Annotated in this window: 4 protein-coding genes; all 4 read right to left on the bottom strand. The window is 71.0% G+C overall.

Annotated features, from left to right (window positions below; all coding sequences use genetic code 11):
- Genes ACQ859_RS18270 through ACQ859_RS18255 form a run of 4 tightly spaced genes read right to left on the bottom strand, consistent with a single transcriptional unit; the run spans position 1 to position 18,559 of the window.
- Positions 1–5,193 carry an amino acid adenylation domain-containing protein gene (locus ACQ859_RS18270; RefSeq protein ID WP_431262114.1) on the bottom strand — a complete coding sequence of 1,731 codons (5,193 nt, stop codon included), beginning with the start codon at positions 5,191–5,193 and terminating at the stop codon, positions 1–3.
- Positions 5,194–12,552: an amino acid adenylation domain-containing protein gene (locus ACQ859_RS18265; protein ID WP_431262113.1), complete on the bottom strand. Its 7,359-nt coding sequence runs from the start codon at positions 12,550–12,552 to the stop codon at positions 5,194–5,196.
- Positions 12,474–14,642, bottom strand: a complete 2,169-nt coding sequence (locus ACQ859_RS18260; protein ID WP_431262112.1) for an AMP-binding protein — start codon at positions 14,640–14,642, stop codon at positions 12,474–12,476. Before ACQ859_RS18260 ends, ACQ859_RS18265 begins: the two co-directional genes overlap by 79 nt.
- Positions 14,576–18,559 carry an amino acid adenylation domain-containing protein gene (locus ACQ859_RS18255; RefSeq protein ID WP_431266590.1) on the bottom strand — a complete coding sequence of 1,328 codons (3,984 nt, stop codon included), beginning with the start codon at positions 18,557–18,559 and terminating at the stop codon, positions 14,576–14,578. Before ACQ859_RS18255 ends, ACQ859_RS18260 begins: the two co-directional genes overlap by 67 nt.
- Positions 18,560–18,623: the final 64 nt, after the last annotated feature.

Raw genomic sequence — 18,623 nt, 5'->3', positions numbered from 1 at the left:
TCAGCAGAGAATCGAGGTTCGTACCCGTCGAGTTCGCCGCACTCTCAACGACATCGGCGCCGGAGATTCCGATGGCTTCCGGCCCCTCGCTCCATCGCGCCAGCGTCGCCACCTCGGCGTCGCCGAGCAGCGGCAGCGTGTGCAGCGGCCGGTCGCCCCCTGGACCAGCGCGTCGACGATCCCGCGCACGGCGGCTTCCAGGTACCCGGCCATGCGCTCGGCACGGACCGACTGCTCGACCTGCAGCACCAGCTCGAACACCTCGCCGCGGTCGTTGACCGACAGCGTGAACGGATAGTTGGTGCGCTCCTTCGCGCCGACCAGTGTCATGCCCTCCCAGGTCGTGTCGAGGTCGTTCGTGCTGCCCGCAGCGCTCGACTCGTGCGCGCCGTTCGCACCCTGCGTGCGCGAGGCGTTGTCCTCACCGCGGCGCGGTCCGCTGTGGCGGTAGTTCAGCAGGCTGGAGAACAACGGTGTCCCGCCCGGCAATCCACTGCATCGCTGCGCCAGCGACAGCGGCGCATGCTCGTGATGCAGCAGACCGGTCAGGCGCTCGTGCGTCTCGCGCAGCCCCTGCGCGACGCTGCGGCCGCCAAGCCGAACCCGCAGCGGCAGCGTGTTGATGAACATCCCCATCGCGCGATGCGCATCCTCGCCGCCGGCCATTCGACCGAACAGCACCGTGCCGAAGACGACGTCGTCCCGGCCGGCGGTGCGCGCCAGCACCAGTGCCCAGGCGAGATGGAACAGCGTCGCCGCGCTGACGCCCTGGCGCCGTGCCTGCGCGCGCAGGGCCGAGGAGAGCTCTGCGGGCAGCGTCAGGCGCGATTCCTCATTGGCGCTGCCGTCCAGCCGCGCATCCGCCAACCCGAACGGGGCGGTGAGCTCGTCCACCTCGCCCAGCTGCTCGCGGAAGAAGGCTTCGTGGGCCGCCGTGTCGATGCCGCCGCGCGCCTGCGCGACGTAGCGGCGGTACGGCACCGGTGACGGCAACTCGGCCGACCGCCCCTGCAGGATCAGCGCGATCTCCTCGATCATCAGCTTCTCGGCCGTGTGGTCGAGCGCCAGATGATGGCTCGGCAGCTGCAGCAGCCATTGACCGGCCGGCTCGTCGTGCACGGCGATCGCGCGCACCAGCGGCGCGCGGCGCACGTCGATTCGGAAGCTGCGACGGTCCACATGGGCCGCCAGCCGTTCCGCCGCGCGTCCCGCGGCGCGGTCCGCCTCGTCGATCGCCAGCCACTGGAGCTGCAGAGGTGCGTCGCGGCAGACGACCTGGACCGGCGTCCGCAGCCCCTCCCACAAGACCGCGGTCCGCAGGATGTCGTGTCGCGCGATGACCTGGTTCAACGCCTCGATGAAGCGCAGCAGGCGCGCTGGCGAGTCGAAGCGCAGCAGCAGCGAGATGACGTAGGCGTCGCCCTGCTCCTGCATCAGGTGATGGAACAGCATCCCCTCCTGCAGCGGTGCGAGCGGATAGAGGTCCTGGATGTTGGCGGCGCCGCCGGGAATGGCGGCCTCGATCCGGCGCAGCTCGTCCGCGTCCAGATCGATCAGCGGCAGCATGCCGGGCTCGAGGGCGACGCAGCCGACCGGGATGGTGGCGGCGCTGTCGTCGATCGTGGCCACGTCCGGCGACGGACGGGCGATGGCGGCAGCGAAGTCGGCCAGTCGTGGGTGCAGGAACAGCTCCCGCATCTCCAGGCGCCAACCGGCCTGGCGCAGTCGCGCCTGCAGCTGGATCGCCAGCAGCGAGTGACCACCGATCTCGAAGAAATTGTCCTGCCGACCGACGCGCTCGACCCCCACCAGGTCGGCCCAGATCGCGGCGATGGCTGTCTCGGCCTCCCCTTGCGGCGCTTCGTACTCGACCGTGGTCGCGGTCTCCGGCGCCGGCAGCGCCTTGCGGTCGACCTTGCCGCTGGGGTTCAGCGGCAACGCATCCAACACGGCGATGACGGCGGGGACCATGTACTCGGGCAGCACACGGCCCAAGGCCGCGCGCAGCGTGGAGATATCGATGCCGGCTGGCGATGCAGCGTCCGTCGCGTCTGCCGAGACATAGGCGATCAACCGATCGCCGGTGGGCGCCCGGTGCGCCACGACCACGGCCTCGCGCACGCCGGGCTGTGCAAGCAACTGCGCTTCGATTTCGCCGAGCTCGATGCGCAAGCCGCGGATCTTGACCTGATGGTCGATGCGTCCCAGGTAATCGAGCTGGCCGTCCGCATTCCAACGCACCAGATCGCCCGTGCGATAGAGCCGGCTGCCTGTCGACGAGGACGCAGCGCCGGTTCCATCGACGTCAATGGGTTCGGCCGGAACCATCGGATTCGCGATGAAGCGTTCGGAGGTCAGGCCTGCACGGTCGTGATAGCCACGTGCCAGTCCGATGCCGCCCAGGTAGAGCTCGCCCGCAACGCCCCGCGGCACGGGGTTGAGATCCCCATCGAGCACCCACGTGGCGATGCCGGTGATCGGCGCGCCGATCGGCACCTGACTGCGGTCGTCGTCGCGGCAGGTCCAGTGCGTGACGTCGATGGCGGCCTCGGTGGGGCCGTAGAGGTTGAAGAGCCCGGCATTCGGGAGTCGGCGGAATACGCCGGCTTGCGCCTCGGCTGGGAGCGCTTCACCACTGCAGATGATCCGGCGCAACGAAGCGCAGGCCTCGACGCCCTCGTTTGCCAGGAACGCCTGCAGCATCGACGGCACGAAGTGGATCGTCGTCACCTGATGCGCTTCGATGAGCGACACCAGGCGTGCGGGATCCTTGTGATCGCCTGGGGCTGCAATGGCCAGTCGGGCGCCTTCCGCCAGCGCCCAGAACAGCTCCCACACCGACACGTCGAAGCTCAGCGGTGTCTTCTGCAGCACGGTGTCCGACGCACTCAGCGCGTAGGCCTCCTGCATCCACGCCAGACGGTTGTGCAGCGCCACGTGGCGGTTGGCCGCGCCCTTCGGCCGCCCCGTCGATCCGGACGTGTAGATCACGTAGGCGAGGTTCTCGCCGTGCAGCTCGATATCGGGGTTCGTCCTCGAATGTTCGGAGACGTCGACGGTATCGATGTCGACGAAGCGATGCCCTTGCCCGCCCGGAAGCCGGTCGCGCAGGTGCGACTGCGTCAGCACCAGCGACACGCCGCTGTCCTCGAGCATGTAGGCCAGTCGATCGGCGGGAAGCTCCGGATCGAGCGGCACATAGGCTCCGCCGGCCTTCAGGATTGCCAGCACGCCGACCATCATGTCGAGCGACCGCTCGACCGCCAGGCCCACGCGCGTGTCGGTCCCGACGCCCTGCGCGATGAGGCGATGCGCCAGACGATTGGCCTTGGCGTTGAGTTCGCCGCGTGTCAGCGCGGCGTCGCCGAACACGAGCGCAGGCGCATCCGGCGCGGCCCTGGCCTGCCGCTCGATGACCCGATGCACCGGCTCCGCCGGAGCGACCGGCGCCGTGTTGACGCTGAGTCGCGCGAGTGCGTTCGACTCCGCGCCCGACATCAACGCCACGTCGCCGACGGCGACCTCCGGCGTGTCGGCGATCGCCGCGAGCATCGCGGTGAAGTGCCCGGCCAGCCGCTCGATGGTCGCAGGATCGAACAACTCCGCCGCGTAGCTGAAGCTCGCCCGCACCGTGCCGTCGGCGTTCTCGGTGGTGGTCAGCATCAGCTCGAACTGAGCCGCCTGCTCGCCGGCCGCGTACGGCGTCACCTTCAGTCCCGGTAGCGCCGCCTCGCCCTGCGCACCGCCGCGACCGTAGTTGAACATCACCTGGAACAGCGGATGCACGCCGAGCGAGCGCTCCGGCTGCAGCGCATCCACCAGCTGCTCGAACGGCAGGTCCTGATGCGCCTGCGCGCCGAGCGCCGCCTCCTTCGCCTGATCGAGCACCTGCGCCAGCGTGAGGCGTCCCTCCACGCGATTGCTCAGTACCTGCGTGTTGACGAAGAAGCCGACGACGCCTTCGGTCTCCGGCCGCTGACGATTGGCGACGGGCACGCCCACGCGGATGTCGGCCAGACCGGCATGGCGGGCGAGCACGGCCTGATAACCGGCCAGCAGCGCCATGAACAGCGTGGCGCCGTGATCCAGCGCCTGCTGTCGAAGCCGGCCCACCAGTGCCGCCGGCAGCGTCGTCACATGCTGGGCCGCACGATAGCGGCCATCCGACCGGCGCGGACGGTCCACCGGCAGCTGCAGCACCGGCTGCGCTCCGCCCAGCCGGTCTTTCCAGTAGGCCAGTTGCCGGTCCTTCTCGCCGGCCTCCAGCCAGTGGCGTTGCCACGCGGCGTAGTCGGCGTACTGGATCGGCAAGGCCGGCAAAGACAGGACCTTGCCCCGCACCCGCGCGCCGTACTGCGCGATGAACTCGTCGACGATCACCTTCATCGACCAGCCGTCCGACACGATGTGATGCATCACGACGACCAGCACGTGGCGCTCGGCGTCCTGACGCAGCAACGCCACGCGCAGCAACGGACCCGCGCCCAGGTCGAAGGGCTGATCCACCAGTCGACGCGCCTGCGCCCGCGTCCTGGTCTCCAGGTCGCTCTCGATTTTGGTCGCGGTCTCGGTCTCGATGTCGTTCCCAGGACCTGCCTCGGCGATGGGTCCCTGGCCGAGGTCGATCGTCTCGACCTGGAAACCGGTCGCCTCGCCTTCATGCACCCACTGGGCCACCTTCCCCTGTGCGTCCGCATGGAAGGTCGTTCGCAGCGACTCGTGGCGCTCGACCAGCGCGGCGAAGCTGGCACGCAGGGCCGCTTCGTCGATCGTTCCCTGCAGGACCAGCGCACCGGACAGGTGGTACGCCGTGCTGGTCGGGTCGAGCGTCCACAGGAACCACTGGCGCAGCTGGGCATGGGAGAGCGGCCTCGCGTCGAAGCGCCCTTCGGGGCGGGCAACGGAACCGTCGCCCGAGGACGCCGTCGCCGAGTCCGCGCCAACGTCGCCGAGCGCGACACGTGGCGCCGGCACGATCGGCAGCATCGCGAAGTCGATGCCCTGCGCCTTCAGCGCCTGCAGGAACCCGCGTTGCTTGTCGGCGGGGAGTCGCGTGAAGCGCTCCGCGAGCGCGCGCTTGGGATCGGCAGGACGGACGGTCGACGTTCCGGTCTCCGTCACTGCCGCCGCTCCGGCCGCCGATGCTGTTGCCGATGCGTTCGCGATGGCGTCGTTCTTGTCGATGATGCTCATTCAGTTCTCCCAGGTGTCCAGCAGCGCCGCCATGCGATCGAGATCGCCGCTCTGCGCCGACGTCACGGCGTCGACCTCGCGCTGCACGGCCGCGGCCGCGTCGGCCAGGGTCGGCAGTTCGAAGGACGCGCGCAGCGGCAGCTGCACGCCGAAGCGGCGTTGCACCTTCATCTGCAGTTTCAGCAGGGCGAGCGAATGCCCGCCCAGTTCGAAGAAGTTGTCGTCGCGTCCGACGCGCGCGATGCCCAGCGTCTCGGCCCACAGCGCGGCCAATGCCGTCTCGGTCTCGCCGCGCGGCGGTTCGTGGGCACGATCGACGTCGGCCTCGGGCGCCGGCAGCGCCTTCCGGTCGACCTTGCCGTTGGGGTTCAGCGGCAGCGTGTCCAGCACGATGAACAGCCCCGGCACCATGTGGTCCGGCAGCACCCGCGCGAGACCTTCCCGCAGTGCGCGCGTCGCCAGCGTGTGACCGGGCAGCGGCGACACATAGGCCACCAGCCGCGCGCCGGATGCGCCTTCGGCGGCAACCGCCACCGCCTCGCGCACGCCGGGCTGCAGCCGCAACTGCGATTCCACCTCGCCCAGCTCGATCCGGAAGCCGCGCACCTTCACCTGATGGTCGATGCGGCCGAGGTACTCGAGCTCGCCGTTCGCATTCCAGCGCACCAGGTCACCGGTGCGGTACATCCGTCCACCCGGATCGGCAGAGGAGCCGCGCGACCGCTCGGTGGAAAGGTCGACGAACGGATCGGCCACGAAGCGCTCCGCGCTCGCGTCCGGCCGGCCCAGGTAGCCGCGCGCCAGGCCGCCGGCCAGGTACAGCTCTCCCGGCACGCCGCGCGGGCACAGGTTCAGGTCGCCATCCAGCACGTAGGCGGCGCGATCCCCGACCGGCTTGCCGATCGGCATGTAGGACGCCTCGAAGCGCTCGCCGGCCATCGCGATGCCCACCGTCGGCGTGATCACGGTCTCCGTCGGACCGTAGCCGTTGATGATGCGGGGCGGCTTCAGCACGGCCTGCACGAGATCGAGATTGGCGCGTGACATGGCCTCGCCGCCGACGGTGTAGGAGCGGATCGGCAACCGGCTCGCCGATTCGCCGAGCATCTCCGCCATCTGTGTCAGGTACCCCGGCGTGAAGCACGCGATCGTGATGCCGTGACGCTCGATCTCCGCGGCGGTCCGCTCGACCGGCCAGAGATCCTGGTCGCGCGGCATCAGCGCCGCGCCGAAGGCCAGCGGCACCCAGGTGCGCTCGTGCGCACCGTCGAAGGCGATGGACGCGAACTGCAGCTCGCGGTCGGCCGGCGTCATGCCGTAGACCTCGCCGATGGACTGCACGTGCATCGCCAGCGGTCCGTGCGTGACGGCCACGCCCTTGGGCCGTCCGGTGGAACCGGAGGTGTAGATCACGTAGGCCAGATGGCCCGGATGAATATCGACGGCGGGGTTCGTATCGGCACCGGTGAAGGCGTCGCCGCCGTCCAGCGTCAGCACCTCGAGGCCCTCGTGCACCGGCAGCCTGGACGCGAACGCCTGCTGCGTCAGCAGCAGACGCAGGCCGCTGTCCTCGACCATGTAGGCCAGACGCTCCGCCGGATACGCGGGGTCCAGCGGCACGTAGGCGGCGCCGGCCTTGAGGATGGCCAGCAGGGCCACCACCATGTCCATCGACCGCTGCACGGCCAGGCCGATGCGGTCTTCGGATCGGACACCCATCGCGATCAGGCGGTGGGCGAGGCGGTTGGCCCGGGCGTTGAATTCGGCGTAGCTGAGCTGGGCGTCGCCCGAGATCAGCGCCACGGCATCGGGCCGCTCGGCGGCCTGGCGTTCGACCAGCCGCGGCACCGGCGGCGTCGCGCCGTAGCGATGACCGTTGAGACCCCAGACCTTCAACCGGTCACGCGAGCCGGGGTCGAGCACGTCGAGCTCACTCATCGTCTGCGTCGGGCGCTGCGCCAGCGCGTCCACCAGGCTGCCCAGGGCGGCCTGCATCAGCGCGCAGACGTGGTCCGCGTCCAGCGACTCGTGCACCTGGGCGACCAGCCCGAAGCCGTGGCCGTCATCGTCCACCGAGAGCCCGAACGGATAGTTCGAGCGCTCCTGCGCGGCACCGATCTCCATGCCCGCCCATGCGGTGGACGTCGCATCGCGCCGGCGGCCCGCGTGCCGGTAGTTCAGCAGCGCGGAGAACAACGGCGTGCCGCCGGACAGGCCGCTGCAGCGCTGCGCGAGCGAGAGGCTCGCGTGCTCGTGATGCAGCAGCGCGGAGAGCGCGGCATGCGCGTCCCGCAGGCCCTCGGCGACGGACTGCGCGCCCACGCGCAGCCGCAGCGGCAAGGTGTTGATCGAGAGACCCAGCGCGCGCTCGGCGCCGCCTTCGGCGCTCAGGCGGCCGAGCAGCACGGTGCCGAAGACCACGTCGGTGCGGCCCATCGTGCGGCCCAGCACCAGCGCCCAGGCGAGGTGGAACAACGCGGCGACGCCGACGCCATGCCGGCGGGCCTGCTGGCGCGCCGCGGCAGCCAGGGCGTCGGGGAGCGCCTGGCGCGCCTGACGCAGGCGCGTGCCATCGCCGCGGACATCGGCCACGCCGAAAGGCGCGGTCGGCTCGGTGACGTCGCGCAGCATCTCGCTGAAGAACGCCTCGTGCGCCGCGCGGCTGACACCCAGACGGGCCTGCGCCACGAAGCGGCGGAAAGGCACAGGCTCAGGCAGCTCGGTGGCCCGGTCCTGCTGGATCAGCGCGATCTCCTCGACGACACCGGCCAGCGTGCTGTGGTCCGTCACCAGATGGTGGCTCGGGAGCTGCAGCAGCCAGCGGTCCTGAACCGCGTCGAATCCGGCGATCGCGCGCAGCATCGGCGCGCGGCGGACGTCGATGCGGCAGCGCCCCGGCCGGGCCATCTCCTCGAGCCGCACGGCCACCGGGCCGTCCTCGGGCGACAGCCACTCGATGGCGAGCCGCGCCTCCCGGCACACGACCTGCACCGGCTCCTCCAAGCCTTCCCACAGCACGGCAGTGCGCAGGATGTCGTGGCGCTCGATGACCCGGTTGAAGCTGTCGACGAAACGGCGCAGACGCGCCTCGCTGTCGAAGGCGATCAGATGGGCGGTGACATAGGCGTCGGCGTCGGGCTGCAGCAGGTGATGGAAGAGGATCCCCTCCTGCAGCGGCGCCAGCGGGTAGACGTCCTGGATGTTGGGGGCGCCGCCCGGGATGGCCGCTTCGATGCGGTCGATCTCTTCGGGCGTCAGCGTGATCAGCACGTCGGCGGCGTCCGTCGACGCCATCGCGGACCCTGCCGCGGACGTCACCCGGGACACCGACGAGGATGTCGTCGGTGGTACGGACGACGTTCCTGCAGTCGGTCGGTCTGACGCATCGGACGATGAGGACGACACGAATGCCTGGGCGAACGCGGCGAGTTCCGGGTGCAGGAAGATCTGCCGGACTTCGGCACGACGCCCCTGCGCGCGCAGGCGCTCCAGCACCCGCAGGGCGAGCAGCGAGTGTCCGCCCAGCGCGAAGAAGTTGTCGCGCCGGCCCACCTGGTCGACGCCCAGCACCTCCGCCCAGATCGCGGCGACGGACTGCTCGACGGCGCCCTCCGGCGCCTCGTACTCGGCGTCGGAGACCGCTTCCGGCGCCGGCAATGCCTTGCGGTCGACCTTGCCGCTGGGGTTCAGCGGCAGCGCGTCCAGCACGATGATCGCAGCGGGGACCATGTACTCGGGCAACCCGCGGCTCAATGCCCCACGCAATGTGGCGATGTCGATGCTGCGCTGCGCCGCGACGTCCGGCGCGTTCGTCGAAACGTATGCGACCAGTCGGTCGCCGGTCGGCGCCCGGTGCGCCACGACCACGGCCTCACGCACGCCGGGCTGTGCGAGCAGCTGTGCCTCGATCTCACCGAGCTCGATACGCAGGCCGCGGATCTTGACCTGATGGTCGGTGCGGCCGAGGTAGTCGAGCTGGCCATCGGCGTTCCAGCGCACGAGATCGCCGGTGCGGTAGAGCCGGCTGCCGTCGCCCGCGGTGGGGTTCGCGATGAAGCGCTCGGACGTCAGCCCCGCCCGGTTGTGATAACCGCGGGCCAGGCCGACACCACCGAGGTAGAGCTCGCCTGCGACACCTTGCGGTACGGGACTGAGGTCGCCATCCAGCACCCACGTGGAGATGCCGGTGATCGGCGCGCCGATCGGCACCTGGCTGCGGCCGTCATCGCGGCAGGTCCAGTGCGTGACGTCGATGGCGGCCTCGGTCGGACCGTACAGGTTGTTGAGCCGTGCGTTGGGGAGCCGCCGGAACACGCCAGCCTGGGCCTCCGCTGGCAACGCCTCGCCGCTGCAGACGATGCGGCTCAGCGAGGTGCAGGCCTCGACGCCGTCATGAGCCAGGAACGCCTGCAGCATCGACGGCACGAAGTGGATCGTCGTGACCTGATGCGCCTCGATGAGCGACACCAGGCGTGCGGGATCCCGGTGATCGCCCGGGCCCGCGATGGCCAGTCGGGCGCCTTCTGCCAACGCCCAGAACAGCTCCCACACCGAGACGTCGAAGCTCAACGGTGTCTTCTGGAGCACGGTGTCCGACGCGCTCAACGCGTAGGCCTCCTGCATCCACGCCAGACGGTTGTGCAACGCCACGTGGCGGTTCGCCGCGCCCTTCGGCCGCCCGGTCGACCCGGACGTGTAGATCACGTAGGCGAGGTGCTCGCCATGCAACGCCACCTCTGGGTTGGCGTCGGATGTCGCGTCGGATGTCGCGTCAGACGGCGCGTCGACGTTCCGATCCGATAGAACCGATCGACCCGCGCGCTCGATCGCTTGGGTCGCTTCGATCGTGTCGATGTCGACGAACGTGCGCCCTTCCCCACCTGGCAGCCGGTCGCGCAGAGGGGACTGCGTCAGCACCAGCGACACGCCGCTGTCCTCGAGCATGTAGGCCAGCCGGTCGGCGGGCAGCTCCGGATCGAGCGGCACGTAGGCGCCGCCAGCCTTCAGGATCGCCAACACGCCGACCATCATGTCGAGCGAGCGCTCCACCGCCAGCCCCACGCGGACGTCGGGACGGACGCCCAAGGCGATGAGGCGATGCGCGAGTCGGTTCGCGCGGACATTGAGCGCGCCACGCGTCAGCGACGTCTCGCCGAACACCAGCGCGGGCGCGTCTGGCGCGATTGCGGCCTGGCGCTCGATGATCCGATGCACCGGCTCCGCCGGTGCGACCGGCGTGGTGTTGAGGCTGAGTCGCGCAAGGGCGCCCGACTCGGCTTCCGACATCAGAACCACGTCGCCGACGGCGATCTCCGGCGTGTCGGCGATCGCTGCAAGCATCGCGGTGAAGTGCCCGGCCAGCCGCTCGATGGCGTCCGGCTCGAACAACTCCGCCGCGTAGCTGAAGCTCGCCCGCAGACCCCCGTTCTCCAGTTCCGTCGTGTGCAACGCGAGCTCGAATTGCGCCGCGCGCTCCGCCATGGCCACCGGTTCGATGGTCAGCCCGGACAGTTGCCGGGCGGACAAGTCCTGACCCCGCTGATGGTTGAACAGCACCTGGAATAGCGGATGCACGCCCAGCGAGCGCTCCGGCTGCAGCGTCTCGACGAGCTGCTCGAAGGGCAGATCGGGATTCGCCTGCGCGCCGATCGCCGCATCGCGCGCCTGTGCCAGCACCTGCGACAGCGGCGACCGCGTGCCGATGCGGTTGTCCAGCACCTGCGTGTTGACGAAGAAGCCCACCACCGGCGCGATCTCGGGCCGGTCGCGGTTGGCGATGGGCACGCCGACGCGGAGGTCGGACTGGCCCGTCCAGCGGGACAGCACCGCCTGGAAGCCGGCCAGCAGTCCCATGAACGGCGTCGCACCCGCCTCCCGCGCACGCTGCCGCAGGCGGTCCATGAGGGCCGGCGTCAGCGTGATCGTGTGGCGCGCCGCCTGGTACCGGCCGTCGGCACGCCGCGGTCGGTCGGTCGGCAGCTGCAGCACCGGCTGCTCGCCGCCCAGGCGTGCGAGCCAGTGATCGAGCTGCAGCCGCTGTTCGCCGCCAGCCATCCGCTGCCGTTGCCACGCCGCGTAGTCCGCGTACTGGATCGGCCACGGCGCCAGCGTCGACTGTTCGCCGCGCACCGCAGCCTCGTAGTCGGCGAAGACCTCGTCCACGACGATGCGCATCGATCCGCCATCGGACACGATGTGATGCATCACGACCACCAGCAGGTGGCGGTCGGCGCCCTGGCGCTGCCACCCGATCCGGATCAACGGCCCCGATCGGAGGTCGAAGGGCGTGTCGACGAGTCGCCGTGCCGCCGCCTCGTCCGGCAGCTCGGTCAGCGTGACCACGGCCTCGCCCGGTCCCTGGACCTGCTGCGTCACCTCGCCATCCGGTCCGGCATGGAAGGTCGTCCGCAGCGATTCATGCCGGCGGACCAGCGCGCCGAAGCTCGCGCGCAGGGCGGCCACGTCCAGCGTCCCGTGCAGGGTCAGCGCGCCGGCGATGTGGTACGCCGTGCTCGCGGGATCCAGCTGCCACAGGAACCACTGACGCTGCTGCGCGGAAGAGACCGGCAGCGCGCGTGACCGATCGGCCACGGACAGAGGCCGGATCGCCGCCGTGTGCTGGCGCAGACCGTCCACGGCCAGCGCCAGCGCCGCCACGGTCGGATGCTCGAACACCTCCCGCGGCGACAGCTGCCAGCCCCGACGGTGCGCCAGCGAGATCAGTTTCAGGCTCAGGATCGAATCGCCGCCCAGCACGAAGAAGTGGTCGTCGCGGCCGACGCGAGTCACGCCGAGCACCTCGGCGAAGAGGCTCGCGACCGCGGTCTCCGTGTCGCCGCGCGGCGCGACATACGCGTGCGCGGTGGTGGCGTCGGGGTCAGGCAGTGCCCGCCGGTCGACTTTGCCGTTCGGGTTGAGCGGCAGTGCGTCCAGGCACACCACGAGGCTCGGCACCATGTAGTCGGGGAGCACGGCGGCGGCGCGAGCCCGCACGTCTTCCAGGTCGAGCACGCGGTCGGGCCGCGCGACGACGTACGCCACCAGTCGCGCGCCGGCCGGACCCGGCGCAGCGACGACCACGGCCTCGCGCACGGCGGTCTGCGCGGTCAGCGCGGCTTCGACTTCCCCCAGCTCAATGCGGAAGCCCCGCACCTTGACCTGATGGTCGATGCGTCCGAGGTACTCGAACTCGCCGTCCTCGCCCCAGCGCACCAGATCGCCGGTGCGGTACATGCGGGCGCCCGGCGCGCCGAACGGATCGGCGACGAAGCGCTCGGCCGTCAGGCCGCCGCGATCGAGGTAGCCGCGCGCAAGACCGGCACCGCCGAGGTAAAGCTCCCCGGCACGCCGGGCGGGCAAGGCGACAGGTGGCTGTCGAGCACCCAGGCGGCGCGCTCGCCGACGGGGTGGCCGATCGGCGCGACGGGCCGGTCGCCGAGAGAAGCGATGCCGTCCGCGGAGGCCCGCCACGCGCAGGGTGTGATGACGGCTTCCGTCGGTCCGTAGGAGTTCACCAGCCATTGCGGCGCGAAGGCATCGCGGGCCGCGCGCAGATCGGTGGTGGGCCAGGCCTCGCCACCGGCGATGCACAGTCGCACCGGCAGGCGACCGCCCGGATGCTCGGCGGCCAGCTGGCGCAGATAGGCCGGCGGCAGATGGATGGCGGTCACGCCGTCGCGACGCATCGTGCGCGCGACCTCGGCGGTCGACCAGCCATCCTGCGGCAGCAGCACGACCGCGGCGCCGTGGATCAGCGGCGCCATCCATTGCGACCCGGCGGCATCGAAGCTGATCGACGCGAACTGCAGCATGCGGTCGTCCGATGCGAGACCGAAGCGCGTCACGACGGCCTGCAAGTGCATGGCCAGCGCTCCGTGCGCCACGGCCACGCCCTTGGGGCGGCCGGTCGAACCGGAGGTGTAGATCACATAGGCCAACTGGTCGGGCGACAACAACACGCGCGGCGCCGACGCGTCGCTCACCCGGCTCACCCGGCTCGCTTCGTACGTCCCATCCGCGTCATTCGCGTCGTTCGTGGCCGACGCCATCTGATCGAGGCACAGGACCGTGAGCCCGGGGCGCATCGGCAGGCGCGCGGACACCGCCTCGGTGGTGAGCAGCAGCGCGAGGCCGCTGTCCGCCATCATGTGGTCCAGCCGCTCGGCCGGATACGCGGGATCCAGCGGCACGTAGGCGCCGCCGGCCTTCAGGATGGCCAGCAGCGCCACGACCATCTCGATCGACCGCGGCACGGCCAGTCCGACACGCGACTCAGTCTTCACCCCGTGGGCGATGAGCTGGTAGGCAAGCCGGTTGGCGCGAGCGTCCAACTGGGCATAGCTGATCTGCTGTCCGTCGGCGATCAGCGCGATCGCGTCGGGACGCTCGGCTGCTTGACGCTCGATCAACCGTGGCACGGTGGTGGCGGCTGGAGCGGCGGGCAGCGACGGCGTCGATGAAGCGTGCTGCGTGCCATTCGCTGCAACATCTCCGGACGCGTGCCGAGCGTCCGTGGCGGAGGATGTCGCCCACAGGCGCCATTGCGCGAGGGCCGACGCCTCGATGCCACCGAGCGCGCACAGCGCCAGTTCGGGCTGCTCCGCGAGTGCCCGCGCGATGTCCTCGACCGCCGCCAGCACCGAGGCGGCAACGTGGTCGGGGTCCAATGAACGGTGCACCTGCGCCACCAGCCCGAAGCCGTCGCCGAAATCGTCGACGGAGAGCGCGAACGGATAGTTCGTCCGTTCCTCGCCGTCGAGCAGCCGCACGCCCTCACCCAGCTGGGCGCCGACCGGCATCCGGCGGCTGTGGCGGTAGTTCAGCAGTGCCGAGAACAGCGGCGTGCCGCCCGGCAGGCCGCTGCAGCGCTGGGCCAGCGACAGCGGCGCGTGCTCATGGCGAAGCAGGTCCGCCAGTCCCGCGTGTGCGTGACGCAGGCTCGCGGCGACGCCGGTCGCGTCCACGCGCAGACGCAGCGGCAGCGTGTTGATGAACAGGCCGAGCGCACGGCCGGCATCCTGCCCGGCCTGCATGCGGCCCAGCAGCACGGTGCCGAAGACGACGTCGTCGCGGCCGGTCGCGCGCGCCAGCACCAGCGACCACGCGAGGTGGAACACCGCGGAGGCGCTCACGCCGTGCCGCTGTGCCTGTCGCCGGACGGCGGCGGCCAGCGTTTCGTCCAGGCTCAGGCGGGCCTCTCGCACGCCGGATCCGTCGCCTTGCACATCGACGAGGCCGTACGGCGCCGTCGGCTCGGCGACGTCGCCCAGCAGGTCGGAGAAGAAGGCCTCGTGCGCGTCCCGGCCGAGGCCCAGCCGCGCGCGGGCGACCAGGTTGCGGAAAGGCACGGGCTCGGGCAATTCGGCATCGGCCCCGCGCTGCATCAGGCCGATCTCCTCGACGATGCGCTCCAGCGTCGTGTGGTCGGACACCAGGTGATGACGCGACAACTGCAGCAGCCAGGGGCCGTCCGTCCGTTCGTCTTCCCGTTCCTCCCTTTCCACCGCGTCTTCTGCCTTCGTTGCCGGGCCGCTGCGCCGCTGCCGGCCGCGGCGGCGCGTCCGTTCAGGACTTGCACGGCGGTCGCCCGGATCATCGGCGCCTGCCGCACGTCGATGCGCATCCGGCTGCGATGGACGTGCGCCTTGAGCCGCTCGGCGGCATCCGCCGTCGGCGCGGCCCCCTCCCCGTCCAGCCACTGCAGCGCCAGCGGCGCCGCGCGGTGCACGATCTGCACCGGCTCCCGCAGTCCTTCCCAGGCCACCGATGTGCGCAGGATGTCATGCCGCCCGATCACCGCGTCCAGGTGGGCGACGAAGCGCTCCAGCCGCTCCCGGCTGTCGAAGGCCAGCCCGCGCGAGGTCACGTAGGCGTCGCCCTGCGTCTGCATCAGGTGGTGGAACAGGATGCCTTCCTGCAGCGGCGCCAGCGGATAGAGGTCCTGGATGTTGGCGGCGCCGCCGGGCACCGCCGCCTCGATGCGCCGGACCTCGTCCGGCGTGAGCGCGACCAGCGGCAGCATGCCGGGTTCGATCGCAGTGCAGCCGGCGGGAATGCCGTTCGGCGGCACGACCGTCTCCGCTTCAGCGGGACCGTTCGCGATGGCGCGCGCGAAATCGTCCAGGCGCGGATGCTCGAACACCTGGCGCACCTGCGCGCGGTGGCCGTCGCCGCGCAACCGCTCGATCAGCCGCAGGGCCAGCAGCGAATGACCGCCCAGCTCGAAGAAGTGATCCCGACGGCCGACACGCACGACGCCGAGCACGTCCGCCCAGGCTGCCGCGATGGCCGTCTCCATCGGCCCCTCCGGCGGTTCGTGACCGGCGGAGCCGGCCATTTCCGCCTCCGGCAGTGCCTGGCGGTCGACCTTGCCGTTGGGCGTCAGCGGCAACGCGTCCATCACGACGATGGCCGACGGCAGCATCGCGTCGGTCAGCACGCGGCCCAGGCGCTCGCGCAGCGCGGCGATGTCGGGCGCGACGCCGTCACGTCCGGTGACGTACGCCACGAGCCGTGTGCCGCCCAGGCCCTGCCCGGCCGTGACGACGGCCTCCCCGATCGCCGGATCGGCGCGCAACTGCGTCTCCACCTCGCCGAGTTCGACGCGGAAGCCGCGCACCTTGACCTGGTGATCCACGCGTCCGAGGTATTCGAGCTGCCCGTCCGGCGTCCAGCGCACCAGATCGCCGGTGCGGTACATCCGCCCGCCGTGCGCGTCGAACGGATCGGCGACGAAACGTTCCGCCGACTGGCCGGGTCGCTGGTGATAAGCGCGCGCCAGTCCCGGGCCGGCCACATACAGCTCGCCGGGCAGTCCCGGCGGCAGCGGCTGCAGGTCCGCATCCAGCACGCGCATCGCGCTGCCCGGCAGCGGACGCCCCACCGGCAGCGTGGCCGCGGAGCGGTCCGCCTGCGCGGCGTCCTGTGTCAAGGTGCCGACCGTCGTCTCCGTCGGCCCGTAGTGGTTGAACACGCGCAGATCCGGCCGCAGCGCGCGGATGCGGTCCAGCAGCGCCCACGGCGTGGCTTCCCCACCCAGCACCAGCCGGCGGCGCGGCAGGACCTCGGCGGGATCCCGCGCGCCCATCAGCGCCTGCAGGTGGCTGGGCGTGATCTTCAGCATGTCGATCGCGTGGCGCCGCATCACGGCGGCGAAGCCGTCCGGATCGAAGGCCCGTGCCGCGGAGACCAGGTGCAGCGTCCGCCCGGCGCAGAGCGCGCCGAAGAGCACCGTGTGTCCCAGGTCGGCCGCGACGGTCGACACCATGGCCATGCTGGTCACGCCGTCGCCCTCACGGTCCCTGTCGATGTCCGTGGCGGTGGGGCCGTTCTCCGGGCCGGCGATGCCCAGGCGGTGCAACACGCCGTCCAGGTAGTGGGCGAGCGCGCCGTGGCTCACGACCACGCCCTTCGGTCGTCCCGTCGAGCCGGAGGTGTAGATGAGATAGGCCGCCTGACCCGGATGCGTGGGCGCTGCAGCGTGGGTCGACCGGTGCGGGGCAGCGCCGCCGTCCTTGGCATCGGAAGCGGCCTCTTCCTCCGCTTGCAGCGCCAGGATCTCGACGCCGCCGGTCCACGCCGGATCGGCGTCGCCGATCACCAGCATCGCGCCGCTGTCGCGCAGCTGGAACGCCCGGCGTTCCTCAGGCAGCGCCGGATCCAGCGGCACCACCGCGGCGCCGGCGCGCATCACGCCGAGCATCCCGACGACCATCTCGATCGAGCGCTCGACAGCCAGGCCCACGCGCGCGTCGGCGCCGACGCCTCGTGCCCGCAGCTGCGTGGCCACGTGATCGACGCGTCGGTCCAACGCGGACCAGGTCAGCGATGTCTCCTCCTGGACGAGAGCGATCGCCTGCGGTTGGCGATGCGCGTGTCGACGCACTTGCTCGTGCACGGGAACAAATGCCGCCTGCCGCGGTGCCGATGCCGATGCCGATGCCGATGCCGATGCCGATGCCGATGCCGACAGCGTTGCAGATGAGGGAATCGCACGCCTCTCGCCGGTTCCCCACTCGCCCAGGCGTCGCAGGTCATCGGCGTCGGCAAGGCCGACGGAGCCGACCGCGCGGTCCGGCTCGTGCACCAAGGTCTCGAGCATCGTCACGCAGCCGCGGATCAGCCGCCTTGCGGTCGCCGGTCCGAACAGGTCGGTGTTGTAGGCCAGGCGTCCGCCCGTGCGCGACGCGCCGACCTGGAAGTTCATCGACAGGTCGAACTTGGCGTTGACATCGCCCTGCTCGATGAACTCGACGGCGACGTCGTGAAAGGACAAGGCCGGCAGGTCGCCCATCTGGACGCCGAACAGCACCTGGAACAGCGGCGAACGCGACGGATCGCGGCGCTCGCCGCGCTGCGCGAGCAGCAGGTCCAGCGGCAGGTCCGGGTGGGACATCGCCGCCAGCGCGTCGCCGCGGATCTGGCGGCAGAGCTGGCGCAGCGTCTGCCCGGGCGACAGCCGGGCCCGGTAGACATGCGTGTTGATGAAGAAGCCGATGAGGCCGAAGACGTCCTCCTCCTGCCGCCCCGCGTGCGGCACGCCGACGGCGAACTCGGATTGCCTGGCAAAGCGTGCGAGCAGCAGTTGCCAGGCCGCGAACAGCGCCACGAACGGCGTGCAGCGCTCGGCGCGGCAGAACTGCCGCAACGCGGCGTCCAGCGCGGGATCGAGGTCGAAGGCGATCGAGGTGCCGCGGAAGCCCGGCATCGCCGGACGCGGCGCGTCGGTGGGCAGTGCCAGCACCGGCACTTCGGCGCCGAGATGCGCATGCCAGTGGGCGAGCGCACGGTCGAAGCCGCCGCGGGCCATCTTCGCGCGTTGGCGCACCGCATGGTCGGCGTACTGCAGCGGCAGCGCCGGCAGTGCCACCGGACCGGACTGCTTCAACGCCAGGGCGTAGGCGGCCGACAGGTCCGCCGCGAAGATCGGGTTCGACCAGGCATCGGACACGATGTGGTGCAGGCAGAGCGCGAGGACATGCTCCTCCGCGCCGAGCCGGATCAGGCGCGCCACCATCGCCGGTGCCGCGCGCAGATCGAAGACGTGGTTCAGTGTCGCCTGGACTTCACGCGTCAGTGCCGCGTCGCGGGTCGCCGCGCTCGCGCCGGTTCTGGCGCCCTCGCCTGACAGGTCGACCTGCTCGAGCATGAAGGGAACGCTCGCCTGGGCCTCCGCCATCGGCACGCCGTCACGCTCGAAGAAGCGGGTGCGCAGGATCGCGTGGCGGGCGATCACGGCATCGAAGGCGCGCTGCAGCGCCTCGGCCTGCAGCGGACCGCGCAGCCGCATCACCCGCGGCAGGTTGTAGGCCGTCATCCCCTCGCCCAGCCGCTGCAGGATCCACAGCGGCTCCTGCGTGAACGACAGCCGGACGGCATCGCCGTCGGCGACCCGGGGAGAAACCGGAGCATCAACCGGCGCGGCGGGGGAA

This window comes from Roseateles chitinivorans, assembly GCF_050632235.1.
GTDB lineage: Bacteria > Pseudomonadota > Gammaproteobacteria > Burkholderiales > Burkholderiaceae_C > Roseateles > Roseateles chitinivorans_A.
Note: the sequence above shows the minus strand (reverse complement) of the source record. Positions and strands in the feature narration are given on the sequence as shown.